The organism is Novosphingobium sp. FG137 (genome assembly GCF_057809735.1).
In genome coordinates, this window is sequence record NZ_JBMDKN010000008.1 from 219,684 (window position 1) to 234,231 (window position 14,548).

The window sequence follows — 14,548 nt, forward strand, 5'->3', positions numbered from 1 at the left end:
CCTACAAACCTGACGGAAAAGTTCTGGCCCTGGTTCGGAAAGGGCTGCCTTGCGTAACAACGTAACACGGATTGCTCGAAACGAGCCCCTTACTTGCGATCAGTACAGCCAGGAAACGCGCAGACTGGGGTCTCTGCATCACAGGTTACAGGCATCAATTTGGCTTGGGCGGCGTTTGTGCGTTCATGGATTGGCGGATGAAGATTTCCTTCTCCAGGCGCTCGAAAGCATCACGGTAGGCCGTTGGATCGCTTACAGGCGTTTCATCGGTGTAGGAATTGCGTGTCTTCGCCTTTGAGAGCACGAAGTTCATTCGGACACGCGTGATATTTGGTCCTCGCTGTTCGACAAAAACCGAGACCATGGGAACGGTCTTCTTCTTGCCGAGGCCCCACCAGATATTGAATGTTGTCTTCTGTTCGGCCGAACCTACGCCCGACACGAAGCCAGAAACCTTATCCGCCTCTGTGATCCGATAGCCAGAATCTTGAAGAATGGTCACGACCGAGGGGAATACGATATCCGCCGTGGCTTCGAGGTCGCGCGATTGAACCTGCTGTAGCGCGAGGCCTGAAAGCTGTGCCTCTTCCTTGCCGATAGCAGGATGAACTACAGCCATTGCAACGACTAATACGGCGAAAGCAAGGTTACGGTACATCGGGAATCCCTTCAGAACGAACTGCTACGGCTCTTGAAGTCTACGACCTTCTTCGCAGCATCAAACTTGATGATTAGCGTCATTGTTCTCTGCGTCTGCGACGAGTTTGACTTTGACTTTCCAAAGCCTAACCCGGCACCTCCCGCCACGTCGCTACCGCCAGCGCCGAGCAGCATCCCAATCGAGAAACCGCTACTGCTCGAGCTTGTGACGGTTGCCTGTCGCTCGTAGACCCAGACTTCTTGCCCTTGGGAATCCAACGTTGAAATGTTGGGCGCGCCAAAGGTCTCCAGGACTTCGACCTGTGAGGTCTTCCCGACCTGCAAGGTCATTTGAACCATGCCCTGCGTGAGATTGTTTTGTGCGTCAGCGGCAACGGCAATCTGCGGAGTAAGCAAAACTGCAGACAGCGTTGCCAGGCCTTTTGCGAATCTCATCGCTCAATCCCCAAACCAATCAACGGCGGCAACATCTAACGGGTGCGGCCAATTGTCCAGTCAGGTTAATCCGACCAAGTATGGTAAGCCCAGGTCATAGTGCCATCATCCCAAGCGGCTTTTCCGTTCAGTTTACCAGCTTACAGTGCCCATTCTTGGAATCTTCGATATTGCCTTGGCTGCGAGTTTGGAATTGCTGCGAGCCATAACGCTGCTCCCGTTTGTGAAGGCTGTGAATGGATGAATGATCACGATGATTGGCCTCGGCCAGATTCGACCCCGCTGCCTATGAAGATAGAGGCCATCGCCTTGGCGGTTGGCATTCTGTGCACAATTTTATTGGCACTCTGGGGAATGTAGCAGCTGGCCAATCGAAGGCTGCCACTGCCCGAGTGCCACCTGCAGCGCGCCAATGCGGTGGCATTGCAGGAGAGTACAAGCTAGCAGATGCTCTCGCACGGAACCCCGTCGCCGTCCCCATCAAGCCGCCCCACGCCGCACTGGTTGAGGTAGAACTGGGCCTCCTCGCAGCTGATCATTTCCCGGCAATAGCGCTTGCCCTCGCACGTAAAGCCCGAACTCGCTGTGTTGTCATAATCGCCAACGAGCGCGCTACTGCGGCCAGGCCTGGAAATGCCGCCGCTGGCTGCAGGAGCAGTGTAGGTGTCGGGTTGACTCGACACGGTGCTGGCTTGCTCCGGAGTCACCTCGCTCGTCGGCGCAGCAAGGTACTGCGGGCTGGTGGCAGCGGGTGGTGCTTCGACCGAGCACCGTCCTGCGATGAAGGCGATCAGAGCGAGTACCAGATACCCGGCGTTGTTGCTTTCGCTTCTGCGCTTCACCGTGTCGCTCCCCTACCGGATGCTCTCGGCCGCCTTGCCGGGTAACCGCAGGCCGCCTTGCTCCATCTCCGGGCCGCTGCCCCACAGCTACTAATGCCCCAGCAGCGCCCGCAGCTCTGCTATGGTCAGCCATGGCTTGGCTTTGTGCACCATGCGGTGGCAGTTGGCGCACAGCAGGGCCAGGTCTTCCGGCGTCGTCTCGTCACCTGGCTGCATGGCGTGCACAAAGCTTGTGTGGTGCGCTTCTATGTAGCCGTAGCCGCGCGCGCCGTAGGTGGCGGCAAAGTCGAAGCCGCAGCCCTCACACTCCAGCTTGCCGTGGGCCTTTAGCACTGTGCCCTTTTTTAACGCTACGACCTTGCGGTTGCGCTCCAAGGTCTTGTGCAGCTTGTAGCTGACCTTGCCTTCCTTAACGCTGTACCCTTGCACATCGTCCAGGGCGTCGTCGTCCATGTTGGCCACAGCGCCTGCCCGTATGGCCTCTGCAGCGACGGCTAACTCCTGCGGCTTGCCATAGAACTCTGCCCAGATTGCCTTGTCGAGCTCGCTCGCGCCTTTCAGACCCTTGCCGCCCTTGCTGGTAAAGGCTGGGTCCACGCTGCGGAAATTCATCATCTTCATGATGACGCCGCTGGGGTTGCGGTATGTGTCCAGCCCTTCCTCGGTGGCCATCTGCCGCAGCAATGCAGATACTTCCACAACGTCCGGATGGGTTGCCCCAGGGTCGCGCCCGCTGTGCTTTACGTAAAGGTCCAGCGCCAGGATGACCTGATCGCGGGTCCATAGTGGGTTGCGCTTTGGCGCCTCGCCCGGCGGCGGCTGGAACGAGAAGCCGAGCTTTTCCAACACTGGTACCACGTAAACCTGTCCGCCGGAGAACTCGTCCCACTGCAGTGGTGGCGGATTGCCGGGCAGGTAGCCGAAGGCCGCGCCCGCAATTGCCTTACTGTCGTACGCCTTGCCATCGTGCCACAGCCGATACTTGCGAGCAGGTCTGAAGCCGTACTTCTCGAGGAAAGCCGCCTGGCCAATGTTGTCGTACTCGGCCAGGGCAGCCAGCACGGCGGGGCGGGTCAGGCTGAAGGTAGACCTCTCGGCTGGCATAGCATCCTGCGCGCATCGTGACTGGATCCTTCACGATATGCATGGGCCGCGCCCGCTAGTCCACTGCGAGCGGTCCGAGAGTAGCTGGAGCTGCCACTCCTAGCTGCATTCGAAATGCCCGACCCCCGAGCCCAAACGTCCGTTTGGGAGGCGGCCTCTGGCATGGATAGTTCTGCCCGAGCCGGTCATCCCGCCATTTCACGAGCCAAGGCCTTTAACCGAGCAAGGCTGATCCTGCGCTGTCCGTTCTTTGCCATAGGCCCCGCAGCTGCCCATGCTGTCGCGCCAGGCCCATCATAGAAAATCTCTGCCTCGGTTGTGGAGACAATGCGCAGGACGACCAGCCGTTGGCACTCGCTGTACATGGACACGGACTTGCCGCCAGTTAGCTTGATCTGAACGTCCCCGTCGCAGTCGTATGCATCGTGGCAAGGTTGCGAAGGCGGGTACAGCTGCAGACCCAGCGCCTCGGCAGCAATCACTTCGCCTATCGAACCTACTAGGTGCCCATCCGGTGTAAATGGTCGCCCGGGGTAGAGGGCCGATAGCTCCGCTACAGCTTCGTATATCTTTGTCACGGGCGCGGGCAGCGGAACACGTCGCGGCCCAGCGGTGCTATCCATTCTTGGGTTCCTTCGCTGGTTGAGCACAGCGTTATCGTCAAGCCACAGATCCAGCAATGGACTCACTCGGAGCCATCGGAGTCTTGGCTCCACGGCGTTATATGTATTTCAGGTGGCTCAATCCTCTTAAGTGTTCGCCGCAGCTGTCCTGCACTCCAGCAGCCCCCGCGCGGTGCAGGCAAGCCTCGCAGGTTCATCTCGCGCGCTTGGGCTGCGAACCCGGTTGTGCCACGACCTTCCATCTGTGCGACCAATTCTGCAATCTGCCATGCTTGGGTTTCGGCCTGCTTACGCCGCACCGCGCCGCCTGCAATGGCAGCCTCGCGAGCACCATCCCGCAAGTGTGCCGCGCCATTCGGGTTACCAAGCTTCACGCCCCTGGCCTTAGCAGCTGCCAGTGCCGCCTTTGTGCGCTCCGAGATAGCTGTCGCCTCGTGCTCTGCCATGGCTGCCATCAGGTGCAGGGTTAGCCGGTTGGCGTGCGGCATGTCGCAGGCAACGAAGTCTACGCCGCTGTCCATGATGCCGGCGATGAAGCGGACATTGCGCGCAAGCCGGTCAAGCTTGGCAATTACCAGGGTGGCGCGGTGCAGGCGGCAAGCCGCAAGGGCAGCGGCAAGCTGGGGCCTGTCGTTCCGCTTGCCGCTCTCTACCTCAACGAACTCTGCCACTAGCTGGTTGCCGCCACTGGCAAGATAAGCCTGCACGGCAGCGCGCTGTGCCTCAAGACCGAGACCACTAGCGCCCTGCCGCGCGGTGCTGACCCGCAGGTACGCAACAAAGCGACCTGGGCGAAAACTCACTGCTGTGCCGCTGGAATGTCGGTCGCTAGCGCGAGGAAGCCGTCGCGCAGCGCACCCGCAATGTAGCCCTGGCACCATGCGGCGTCTTCGGGCTTAGCCTTCGGGTGCGAGAACGCGGCCTTGGACATGGACGCCACCAAGGCCGAGCGGCTGACGGAGCCGAGCTCTGCGACGAGGCTGACGATTGTTGCCACCACGGTGCCGGGGTTCGGGGCAATGTCTCCAGGGCGGAGGACCTGGCCGCTTACATCGCGTCCGCGTTTTCCGCCGCGCGCGGCTTTGCGCCTTGCGGCAAGCGCATTAAAGAGCTTCTCGTCCTCGTCAGACCAGTCTGCGGCCATCAGGGCCAGCGCGGCTGGCGCGGCGGTCTGTGTAACCTGTACTGCCTCTGTGGTGTCAGGTGCGGTCTCTGGCTCGGCCTTTGCGGCCAGCTTTGCGGACAGTGTCTTGCGGATGCGAGCGACGTCAGCCGTCGCCTTGGTTTGTTGTGCCATGGTCTGTGTTCCTTCTCTGGACCAAGGCAGTCTGGGCCCTGGCGAAGACTCGATGCCAAGAGCGCAGAGAAGGTAAAGTGATCGCGGTCAGCCGCCGGAACGGTCTACCGCAAAAACGCCGGGGACCCATGTCAGGGTATAGGGGGAGGGGTGAGCGCGGCGCTCGGTGACTGCGGTCTCTGAATCTCGATTTCTCTCGACGAGAAACTCAGCTTGAGTGTTGATGCGTAATTGTCTCCATTCTTCCGTTCGCATCAAATAGTAGGGCGATATGATATCCTCCGCCTCCTGAGGTCCGCATCCATTGCAAAAGGGTCTTGCCGTCAGCCTGCTCTGTTATGCTGTTTGGCGGACCTGCGAAGGCAATGATCTCTTCCTTGGTCTTGCCTCTCATGTCTCCAGCTGCGACGAAGGCTTTCTGCAGATTACTCGCTGGAGTTCCGACCGCAAACATCACAATCATTCCGATAATCCACAGTGGAATCAGAACAACTGCAGTCGCAGCTAAAGTGCCCATGATATTTGCTCCCCTACGGCTGGGGGGCATTGCCCTGCCTTGCCACCCCTATGTTCCTCTCGGGGCGTCGGCCAAAGCCGGATGTTGGAAACCTGACGAACGTACAGGCGCATGCGCCTTTACCGGAGAACCGGCTGGACATGCGCGCATGCCACCCGGCCTCCAGAATCTGGTGACCGAGTTCGTTCGTTGAGGTTTCCACGCCCCGCCTTCCGGCTTTCACGGAAGGCCGGTGCACATTGGGGCGAACCTGCTCGTATGGCAAGTGATGCGGCGCAAGCGAATCTCTGCGAGTCTAGACTTTATCATTACGTGTGCGCAGCGGGCTCATGACGCTGCGGCCTTGCCATTCATCGGGCTAGAAAAGTCATCAACCATCTGCCGTGAGGAACTCGCTTTCTGACCCAGCTCGGTTTAGGTTGTCCCGGTTCGATCATAGATTTGCAACAGGAGCCCAGGGCCAAACATGAACATGCTTACCCTGCCCGCGAACGCGACCGAAGGTGATGTCGAAACCCAAGTCGTGATCCCGCTTCTTACACGAGCTGAAATGCTTGGCGTTGAACTCGAGGCAGTCAAAAGCAAGGAATTCTTAGCTGCATTCGACATTGGCAAGGGCGCGCGGTCTCGCAAGGGCTTCGTGCCGGACTTTTGTGTCTACATGCTTTCAATTCCTATTGCAGCAATCGAGGTGAAGGCACCTACTGTCCCTTTGCAGGAAGCCTGGGAGGAAGCGACGCTTTATGCCCATGCGCTCAACAAGCGGTATCCACCCAAGATAAACCCTTGCGAGGTAATTCTCGCCTGTAATGGGGTCCAATTTGCAGCGGGAAAGTGGGACAATGAATTGCCGGAGGTTAGCGGCGCTGTTGCGGACCTCGTCGTTGGAAGCACTCTGCTAGATACTCTGCAAGCGCTCATGGGACGCATGAAGCTTGAAGCATTGGGTGCTGCGGCAAGTGCATCGATGAAGCTCGTCGGCTTCAGGAGGCCTTTTAATCAAGGTAGCGGTCCAGCCATAATTGCCTCAAAGCTCGAATCCAACACCTTCGCTGCAGACTTGTCTCCAATCCTTCGTAGATATTTTTCATCGCGGGACCAAAACAGTGATCCCGAAATATACAAGAATGCATATGTCTCATCTAATGAGGTGACGAGCTACGACAAAATTCTTGAGTCATTTCTCATTGACCGACTCTCTCGAAGTCGCTCTCGGGTCGAAATTCAGACAACAAAGAAGCGGGCTGACGAATTGACAAATCGCCTCACCGAAATGGCTTCACAGAAATCCATATCCGGTGAATTGCAACTAGTCACGGGCGGCGTCGGATCGGGCAAGTCGTTGTTTGCTCGAAGGTATAAAGAGTATCTTCAGCCTCATGAGATGAAAGAAATAAGTCATTGGGCATTTCTTGACTTTAATTTTGCTCCAGAAAACCTATCCGACGCAAAAGAATGGGTGTGTTCAACTTTCGCGAAGAGCATTATCGAGGAAGGTGCGCCACTTAATTTGCGAGATTCTGATGATCAAGAACGGATATTTTCGAATGATTTAGCCGACAAAGAGGCGTTCTATCGCCGTGTCGATGCTGCAACACCCGGCAGGGGGCTGTTGGAGAAGGCGCGTGATATTGAGGGGTGGCGGCAGGACCCTGAAAAGTTGGCCTCTGGAATTGCTCGACATTTACAGGGTGATAGGGGCGAAGTTGTAATTGTAGTTTTTGACAACGTCGACAGGCGTGATGTCAAAAATCAGTTATCCGCATTTCAATTAGCTCTCTGGTTTATGAACCAAATGAGGTGTCTTGTATTGCTGCAAATGAGGGACACAACCTTTGAAGCTCATAAAAACGAGCGTCCACTTGATACATATAAAACAGGACAGGTATTCCATATCAGTCCTCCGCGTTTCGTTGACGTTGTAAAGCGTAGACTAGAGCTGAGCTTAAAAGCATTGGAAGAGGAGGCTCCAAAGGTTATTAAATACAGCACTCCTTCAGGGGCTCATATTTCATACTCTAAGGATAAGGCTGGCGATTTTTTGCGAGCCGTTTATTTGGAGTTATTTCAAAGAACATCTAATATCTCGAGAGTCATGGAGGCCTTGGCTGGAAGAAATGTACGAAAAGCCCTAGACATGTTTATGGCAATAATTAACTCTGGCCATATGCCGGAGAATATTATTGCCACAGTCGCGTCGGGAGGGCAGCATAAAAAGTTCCCCGAGTATTTGATATTAAGAATATTGATGCGTCAGGATTATAGATTTTTTAGCGATGCATCTGGATTTGTTGCAAATATATTCTACTGTGACTCCAATTGGGTAAGGCCAAATAACTTCTTAGTAGTTGAGGCGCTATTTTATTTAATTGGCCAAAGAAAAACTCCAGGTGATAACGGTCAAATGGGCTTTGTTTCTGTACAAAGACTGAAAGAGCATCTTGAAAAATTTGGATATGTTTCAAAGGACATTGACGAGGCTGCTCAATTTCTCTTGAAAAAAGAACTGATCGAAGCAGATTCTGCGAATGCTTCTGCACTTAATTCTGGTGAGAGTGTGAAGGCGACAGCGAGTGGTTGGGCACACTTAAGGCTGCTTGCCGGGCGATCAGAGTATCTGGTCTCTACACTGCCAACAATGCCCATGAACGACCAGACGTTTGAAGCGCGAGTGTTTGATCTCATGCAAGCTGAAAATCGTGTCGGACGGCTGACTTTGGCTCAGAATGTTAGCTTACTGCAAAACCTAAAAGCTTACCTGGCCACTCAATTTCAAACTTTGGCTGTTCATCCTGGTTATGCGCATAGTCAAGTTAACGGAGCACGGTACGTTCTTGAGAAGATCGATGAAGCAATTCGTTTCTCTAATAAATCGGCTACACAAAGTCCTGCCCAATTGGATTGGTTGGACGCGTAAATATGTCCCAATTCAGTGGGTAGAGGCCAATTTCGATACTGATTGAGCATCTAGCTTGCAAGGTCGGTAGCCCTGTGGGCTCCGCCTCACTTCACCAGCCTTAATCCGCCAATAAGCTCAGCCTCGCCGCGAATTTGATGCTCTTCGACATGGGGCTCGTACCCGTAAGTCGCACCATTTTGGCCTCGTCCACTACGCCGCACAGCTGCACTTGCACGTTGTTGAAGCCGAGCGCGCTGACTGCGCCCGGCACGTGCCTGTGCTGAGTTACCGAGAAGTCTGCGGTTAGCAGGTTGCCGTCCAGCTCGTAGGTGCCGACATAGGCCATGCCGCTGTCTCCGCCACGCAGCTTGCCATCCTGCAGGTAGGCTACCCCAAATTCGGCCCCAGAGGCCGTCTCGAAGGCGAGCTTGTAGAGTCCATTGGGTAGGGCGGCGGGCATGGCGTTTCTCCTCTGTGGCAGCCCTGCACGGCGGGCCAGCGTGGTAGGAGATTCGATACGTGGGCTGCTCCGGCTGGACCAGTGATGGCGAATCGGTCAAATCGTGATTTGACATGCCACAGCTTGCACAACCTCAGCAGGTTGTGCCCGCCCGCTGCTGCGATTTCGAGCGCGCGCTTGGCGGTCTCCTGTCCTTTGACCTGTTTGAGGTCCGCGCGGCGCGGCGGCAGCTCCACTTCGCCCGGTTCGGGAACGGCCAAGCGCATCGTGCCCTTCAGGTGATTGAGCAGGCTGATGAGATCGGGCGCGGCGACGATCTCCACCCCACTGGCCCAGCGCGCTTCCGCGCCTTGCGCGGCGGGGCAGATCAGGCCCTTTTCGATGCCGCTGGCGTGGAGCGCCGCCAGCAGCACGCCGGGGCTGGCGATCACGCGGCCATCCAAGGCCAGCTCGCCCACGGCCACAAACTCTGCGATGGCTTCCAGATCGACCACACCCATCGCGGCGAGCAGCGCCAGCGCAATCGGCAGGTCATAGTGGGAGCCTTCCTTGGGCAGGTCCGCCGGGGAGAGATTCACCGTGATGCGCTTGGGCGGTAGCGCAAGGCCCAGCGCGGCGAGCGCGGAATGCACCCGCTCGCGGCTTTCGCCGACCGCCTTGTCGGGCAGGCCGACGACGCGGAAGGCAGGCAAGCCTGGCGCGATCTGGCACTGCACTTCAACCGCGCGCGCTTCCAGCCCCAGATAGGCAACCGTGGATACCAGCGCGACCATACCATCCCTCAATCCAGTGCGGCAGCCTAGGGGCGGGCAGGGTAGCGGGATAGGGGCAGGTCGCCGGTATCGCCAATTTGGAGCCAAAAGGCGTTAAGCGCGATTTACCGCGTTTTGCTGGAAAATTGGCAAGCATGTGTGAAGTATGGCCGCTCCATGAACCGACTCGCCCGCGCCTTGCTCGTCAGCATCGCCAGCACGGCGACGATTGCCGCGCCGGCCGCCGCGCAGCAGGCGGCGACGCGGACCTGGGTCGATTCGCACGGGACCACCTGGACCGAAGTGACCACCACCCGGACCGTGGTCGAAGAGCCGCGCAGCCAGCGGATCGCCAGAGCGATCGCAGGTTTGGCGCGGTTCGGCCCCTTCGCAGTGGTCGATGCAACGCATGCCGCTCTGGTGGGCGAAATCGACGACAAGTCGCCCGCGCTGTTCCGCGAAATGCTGCACGCCAATCCGGGCATCCGTGTGCTGGAACTCGTCGATTGCCCGGGGACTTCGGATGACGGCGCAAACCTCACGCTTGGCAGGATAATCCGCCGCCAGGGCATCGCAACCGACGTGCCCTCCGGCGGCTCGGTCCGTTCGGGCGGGTTCGAAATCTTCCTGGCTGGCACGACTCGCCATGCCGCGCCCGATGCCGAGTTTGGCGTCCATGCGTGGAAGGACGAGGACGGCCACCAGCCCGACGACTTCGCCCCCGGTGAAGGCCCGAACAAGGCCTACCTCGATTACTACCGCGAAATGGGACTCAGCGCCGATGAGGCCGAGCAGCTCTATGCGCTGACCAATTCGGTGCCGAACGACCAGATGCTCTGGCTGCGCACCAAGGATATCAGCCCTTACGTCAAGGTGGACTAGGGTCAGGACCTATAAACCGCGCTTTCGAGGTTTGAGGCAAAATGGCTCAGTGCGAGGAAGGAAGGCGCAGGAATATGTCAATATTTCAAGGCTTCCTGACGAAGCAATGGGCCATTTTGGTCAGCCGAAGGCCACCGTAAGGTAAATCCCTGCGGGACGCTGGCATGGCTTCCATCTCAGACAGGAATTCACTTGGAAAGGCAACCAGCCTTCCCTGCGCGAATTCCCGCCTGATATGTTCGCCATGCCAGCGCTTCGAAGGCGCGGTTTATAGGTCCTGACCCTAGGCGAAGCAGTCAGTGGGCCGCGCCCCAGCTCGGGCCAGTGCCGATCTCCACACCCAGCGGCACGGTCAGCTTCACAGCCGGTTCCGCCGCGCCCGCCATCACCGCCTCGATCACCGCTTTCGCCGCCGCGACATCGCCCTCCGGCAGCTCGAACACCAGTTCGTCGTGCACCTGCAGCAGCATGCGCACATGGCCCAGCCCCGCCGCTTGCAGCGCAGGGTTCATCCGCGCCATTGCGCGCTTGATGATATCGGCGCTGGTGCCCTGGATCGGCGCATTGATTGCGGCGCGTTCGCTGCCCTGCCGTTCGGCCTGATTCTTGGAATTGATGCGCGGGAACCACGTCTTGCGGCCGAACAGCGTCTCCGAATAGCCCTGCGTGCGCACGCTCTCCAGTGTCTCGTGGATATAGCGCTGGATGCCGGGGAAGCGTTCGAAATAGCGGTCGATCATCGCCTGCGCTTCCTCCGAGGTCACGCCGAGTCGGCCGGCAAGGCCCCAGCGGCTGATGCCGTAAAGGATCGCGAAGTTGATCGTCTTGGCGCGCCCGCGCGTGTCGCGGTCCACGGTGCCAAACAATTCCAGCGCGGTGCGCGAGTGGATGTCCTCGCCTGCAGCAAAGGCCTCCTTGAGCGCGGGGACGTCGGCCATGTGCGCGGCGAGCCGCAGTTCGATCTGGCTATAATCCGCCGCCAGCAGCACGTTCCCCGGTTCGGCCACGAAAGCCTCGCGAATCTGGCGACCGATCTCGGTGCGGATCGGGATGTTCTGCAGGTTGGGATCGTTGGACGAAAGCCGCCCGGTCTGCGCGCCGACCAGACTGTAGCTGGTGTGGACGCGCCCCGTTGCGGGATTGATCGCGGCTTGCAGCGCATCGGTATAGGTCGATTTGAGCTTCGAGAGCTGGCGCCATTCGAGCACCAGCGTCGCGACTTCGGCCCCTTGCGCGGCAAGACCTTCCAGCACTGACTGGTCGGTGGAATACTGCCCGGTCTTGCCCTTCTTGCCACCCTTGTAGCCCAGCTTGTCGAACAGGATTTCGCCAAGCTGCTTGGGGCTGCCGATGGTGAAGGGCTGGCCCGCTTTCTCGTGGATCACCGTTTCAAGGCCCGCGATGGTCTCGGCAAACTGCGCGGAAAGGCCCGCCAGCCGCTCGCGGTCCACGCGGATGCCGTGGCGCTCCATGCTTGCGACTACTGGCACCAGCGGCCTGTCGACGCGCTCGTAAATGCGCGTGCCGCCTTCCTCCGCAAGCCGGGGGCCGAGCAGACGGTGGAGCCGCCACGTAACCTCGGCGTCCTCTGCCGCATAGCGCGTCGCATCGGCGAGCGGCACTTCGGCGAAGGAAATCGCTTTCTTGCCGGTGCCGCACAGATCCTTGAAGGCAATCGTGGTGTGGCCGAGCAGGCGGGCTGCCAGTTCGTCCATGCCGTGGCCGCCGACACCGGCCTCGCTGCGTCCGGCATCGAGGCAGAAACTCATCACCATGGTATCGTCGATGGGGCTGACCATCACGCCATAGCGGGCGAGCACGTTGATATCGTACTTGATGTTCTGCCCGATCTTGAGGACGGCATCGCTTTCCAGCAGCGGCTTCAGCAGCGCGAGCGCTTCTGCACGCGGGGCCATGACGGGCGCTTCTGCAAACATGTCGCTGCCCCGGTGCCCCAGCGGGATGTAGCAGGCATCGCCTGGCCCCAGCGCCAGACTGACGCCGACAAGGTCGGCCTGCATCGCATCCAGCGCGCTGGTTTCGGTATCAACCGCCACCACGCGCGTGGCTTCGGCGCGCTTTACCCACTGCGCGATCTCGTCCAGCGTCTGGAGGCAGCGATAGCCGCCTGTATCGATGGCCGGCCATTCCGGCAGGCTCTGGCGCGTCTCCGCACTCGCGCCCGGTGCCGTGGTCGCACCGCCCGCTGCTGGGGCCTCGGCAGGCGCGGTTCCCAGCTTGCGCAGCAGGCTGGTGAAGCCATGCTCGGAGAGGAAAGCAGCCAGCGGTTCGGGCGGGATTGCCGTCAGCTCGAACGATTCGAGCGGGAGCGGCAGTGCGCAATCCTCCTTGAGTTGCACCAGCTCGCGCGAAAGGCGCGCCATGTCGGCCTGTTCGATCAGGCTGTCGCGCAGCTTGCCCGGCTTCATCGCCGGCGCGGCGGCGAGCGCGCCTTCCAGCGTGCCGTGCTCCTGAATCAGCTTGGTCGCGGTCTTGGGTCCGATCCCGCGAATGCCCGGAACATTGTCCACCGCATCGCCCATCAGCGCAAGCACATCGCCGACGCGTTCGGGCTCGACCCCGAACTTCTCCATCACTTCCGGTATGTCGATGCGCTGATTCTTCATCGTATCGAGCATGTCGACATACCCGCCGGCCTCGGTCTTGCGCCCGACGAGCTGCATCAGGTCCTTGTCGGACGAGACGATCGTCACGTTCCAGCCCTGCAAGGCCGCCGCGCGCGCATAGGATGCGATGAGATCGTCCGCCTCCAGCCCCTCTTCCTCGATGCAGGCGAGGCTGAATGCGCGGGTCGCATCGCGGATCAGCGGAAACTGCGGGACGAGGTCCTCGGGCGGCGGCGGACGGTTCGCCTTGTACTGGTCGTAGAGCGCATTGCGGAAGGTGATCGAACCCTTGTCGAGGATCACCGCGAGATGGGTTGGCCCATCTGCCTTGTGCAGGTCTTCCGCCAGCCTCCACAGCATCGTGGTGTAGCCATAGACTGCGCCCACCGGCACGCCCGCCGGATTGGTCAGTGGCGGCAGGCGGTGATAGGCGCGGAAGATATAGGCCGAACCGTCGATCAGATAGAGATGACGTTGAGGCGGCGTTGCAGGCTGCGCTGAGGTGTCCATGCTTGCCGTGGTAGCGCCTCGACCCCGCCAGCGAAAGCGCCCGATGTTGCGGCAGTGCAGCAATGAAGGGGCGATTCATCCCGCCCGAAGCCACCAATTCGGCTCTTCCTCCCCCTGCAAAAACGTTAGTTTATCAATAACATAACCGGTCTGTGACGGCTTTGCTGCTCCTAAGACTTGCAAGCAGGTGAATTGCCGATTAATTGGGGCGAGAAGTCTACCGCCAGAGTAGGCTTTGCGGCGGGCTGCGGGCCCGGCGCGGTCCACTTCAATCCAGGGATTGTAACGCATGCGCAAGCTCCTCCTCGCCGCAGTCGCCGGCACTGCCTTCGCTCTCGCCGGTTGCTCGGAAAAGGCTCCTGAAGCCCCCGCCACCGAAGCCGCTATGGAATCGACCGACGCTGCTGCCGATGCTTCGGCTCCTGCTTCGGAAGACGCTTCGGCTCCGGCTGCTGACGCTTCGAGCGAAGCCGCGAAGATGTAATCAACCCCGCAAGGGTTTGATAGAGATAGAGGGGCGTGATCGTTTTGGCGGTCGCGCCCCTTCTCTTTGTGCGGGGCAGACGCGCACGACGAAGGCCCGCACGCAGCGGGTCACATCGTCAGATAATCAGGAAGATCAGCGGCGAGCAGTCTCGAAGCTGGCGGGCAGCGGTGACTGGCTGTAGCCGTCGTAAAGTACGCGGGCGATCTGCGCGATCATGCCGGCGTGTGCGGTATGGCCTTCCGGCCCTGTCACGAAGATGGCGATGGCAAGGTGCCGGCCATCGGGCAGGCGCACGATGCCGACATCGTCGGTAACCCCCGACAGCGTACCCGTCTTGTGGGCGAAGACCACGCCTTCGGGCAGGCCGCTGCGGATGCGATTGCGGCCTGTGCTCGTACGGGTCATCGTATCGAGCAGCACCGCGCGGCTTTCCGGGCTGAGCGCGCCGGGGGG

At 59.4% G+C, this 14,548-nt stretch carries 14 protein-coding genes and 1 pseudogene; 3 read left to right on the top strand and 12 right to left on the bottom strand.

Going from position 1 to position 14,548, the window contains the following annotated elements:
* Window positions 1-154 precede the first annotated feature (154 nt).
* The 8 genes from ACODS2_RS20590 to ACODS2_RS20625 form a co-directional block, all read right to left on the bottom strand.
* A complete protein-coding gene (locus ACODS2_RS20590) occupies window positions 155-658 on the bottom strand; it encodes a hypothetical protein (RefSeq protein ID WP_489000425.1) in 504 nt (167 codons plus the stop codon).
* Between the two features lie 11 nt (window positions 659-669).
* Window positions 670-1,095, bottom strand: a complete 426-nt coding sequence (locus ACODS2_RS20595) for a hypothetical protein (protein ID WP_489000426.1) — start codon at window positions 1,093-1,095, stop codon at window positions 670-672.
* Window positions 1,096-1,535: 440 nt separating this feature from the next.
* Entirely contained in the window at window positions 1,536-1,937 is a 402-nt protein-coding gene (locus tag ACODS2_RS20600) for an excalibur calcium-binding domain-containing protein (RefSeq protein WP_489000427.1), read from the bottom strand.
* 90 nt (window positions 1,938-2,027) lie between these two features.
* Window positions 2,028-3,041, bottom strand: a complete 1,014-nt coding sequence (locus ACODS2_RS20605) for an HNH endonuclease (RefSeq protein ID WP_489000428.1) — start codon at window positions 3,039-3,041, stop codon at window positions 2,028-2,030.
* A 185-nt stretch (window positions 3,042-3,226) separates the two neighbouring features.
* Window positions 3,227-3,664: a DUF6998 domain-containing protein gene (locus tag ACODS2_RS20610; RefSeq protein ID WP_489000429.1), complete on the bottom strand. Its 438-nt coding sequence runs from the start codon at window positions 3,662-3,664 to the stop codon at window positions 3,227-3,229.
* Between the two features lie 62 nt (window positions 3,665-3,726).
* Window positions 3,727-4,467 carry a recombinase family protein gene (locus ACODS2_RS20615; protein ID WP_489000430.1) on the bottom strand — a complete coding sequence of 247 codons (741 nt, stop codon included), beginning with the start codon at window positions 4,465-4,467 and terminating at the stop codon, window positions 3,727-3,729.
* Window positions 4,464-4,961, bottom strand: coding sequence for a hypothetical protein (locus ACODS2_RS20620; RefSeq protein ID WP_489000431.1), 498 nt, complete (start codon window positions 4,959-4,961; stop codon window positions 4,464-4,466). Before ACODS2_RS20620 ends, ACODS2_RS20615 begins: the two co-directional genes overlap by 4 nt.
* A 208-nt stretch (window positions 4,962-5,169) precedes the next feature.
* A complete protein-coding gene (locus ACODS2_RS20625) occupies window positions 5,170-5,478 on the bottom strand; it encodes a hypothetical protein (protein ID WP_489000432.1) in 309 nt (102 codons plus the stop codon).
* Between the two features lie 466 nt (window positions 5,479-5,944).
* Here ACODS2_RS20625 and ACODS2_RS20630 point away from each other — a divergent pair, with 466 nt between their 5' ends.
* Window positions 5,945-8,395, top strand: a complete 2,451-nt coding sequence (locus tag ACODS2_RS20630) for a hypothetical protein (RefSeq protein WP_489000433.1) — start codon at window positions 5,945-5,947, stop codon at window positions 8,393-8,395.
* Between the two features lie 100 nt (window positions 8,396-8,495).
* Here ACODS2_RS20630 and ACODS2_RS20635 read toward each other — a convergent pair whose 3' ends face one another.
* Together ACODS2_RS20635 and ACODS2_RS20640 are read right to left on the bottom strand one after the other, a co-directional pair.
* Window positions 8,496-8,723 (bottom strand): hypothetical protein, encoded by a 228-nt coding sequence (locus tag ACODS2_RS20635; RefSeq protein ID WP_489000434.1) that lies wholly within the window; start codon window positions 8,721-8,723, stop codon window positions 8,496-8,498.
* Between the two features lie 248 nt (window positions 8,724-8,971).
* Window positions 8,972-9,610, bottom strand: a pseudogene (locus ACODS2_RS20640) (magnesium chelatase domain-containing protein); the annotation flags it as partial.
* A 156-nt stretch (window positions 9,611-9,766) separates the two neighbouring features.
* Here ACODS2_RS20640 and ACODS2_RS20645 point away from each other — a divergent pair.
* Window positions 9,767-10,471 carry a hypothetical protein gene (locus ACODS2_RS20645; RefSeq protein WP_489000435.1) on the top strand — a complete coding sequence of 235 codons (705 nt, stop codon included), beginning with the start codon at window positions 9,767-9,769 and terminating at the stop codon, window positions 10,469-10,471.
* 296 nt (window positions 10,472-10,767) lie between these two features.
* Here ACODS2_RS20645 and polA read toward each other — a convergent pair whose 3' ends face one another.
* Window positions 10,768-13,608, bottom strand: a complete 2,841-nt coding sequence (polA, locus tag ACODS2_RS20650) for a DNA polymerase I (protein WP_489000436.1) — start codon at window positions 13,606-13,608, stop codon at window positions 10,768-10,770.
* Between the two features lie 289 nt (window positions 13,609-13,897).
* On the opposite strand from polA, the gene ACODS2_RS20655 reads away from it, so the two are divergent.
* Complete coding sequence (locus tag ACODS2_RS20655; RefSeq protein ID WP_298170226.1) at window positions 13,898-14,092, top strand: hypothetical protein; 195 nt, start codon at window positions 13,898-13,900, stop codon at window positions 14,090-14,092.
* Between the two features lie 135 nt (window positions 14,093-14,227).
* Here ACODS2_RS20655 and ACODS2_RS20660 read toward each other — a convergent pair.
* Window positions 14,228-14,548, bottom strand: a 321-nt coding sequence (locus tag ACODS2_RS20660) for a serine hydrolase (protein WP_489000437.1), incomplete at its 5' end; no start/stop codon positions are given.

Bases quoted from the DNA above. Each gene is read 5' to 3' on its own strand.
- ACODS2_RS20590 (WP_489000425.1), bottom strand. From the start codon at position 658: ATGTACCGTAACCTTGCTTTCGCCGTATTAGTCGTTGCAATGGCTGTA.
- ACODS2_RS20625 (WP_489000432.1), bottom strand. From the start codon at position 5,478: ATGGGCACTTTAGCTGCGACTGCAGTTGTTCTGATTCCACTGTGGATT.
- ACODS2_RS20655 (WP_298170226.1), top strand. From the start codon at position 13,898: ATGCGCAAGCTCCTCCTCGCCGCAGTCGCCGGCACTGCCTTCGCTCTC.
- polA (WP_489000436.1), bottom strand. From the start codon at position 13,608: ATGGACACCTCAGCGCAGCCTGCAACGCCGCCTCAACGTCATCTCTAT.
- ACODS2_RS20645 (WP_489000435.1), top strand. From the start codon at position 9,767: ATGAACCGACTCGCCCGCGCCTTGCTCGTCAGCATCGCCAGCACGGCG.
- ACODS2_RS20630 (WP_489000433.1), top strand. From the start codon at position 5,945: ATGAACATGCTTACCCTGCCCGCGAACGCGACCGAAGGTGATGTCGAA.
- ACODS2_RS20605 (WP_489000428.1), bottom strand. From the start codon at position 3,041: ATGCCAGCCGAGAGGTCTACCTTCAGCCTGACCCGCCCCGCCGTGCTG.
- ACODS2_RS20635 (WP_489000434.1), bottom strand. From the start codon at position 8,723: ATGGCCTATGTCGGCACCTACGAGCTGGACGGCAACCTGCTAACCGCA.
- ACODS2_RS20595 (WP_489000426.1), bottom strand. From the start codon at position 1,095: ATGAGATTCGCAAAAGGCCTGGCAACGCTGTCTGCAGTTTTGCTTACT.
- ACODS2_RS20620 (WP_489000431.1), bottom strand. From the start codon at position 4,961: ATGGCACAACAAACCAAGGCGACGGCTGACGTCGCTCGCATCCGCAAG.
- ACODS2_RS20610 (WP_489000429.1), bottom strand. From the start codon at position 3,664: ATGGATAGCACCGCTGGGCCGCGACGTGTTCCGCTGCCCGCGCCCGTG.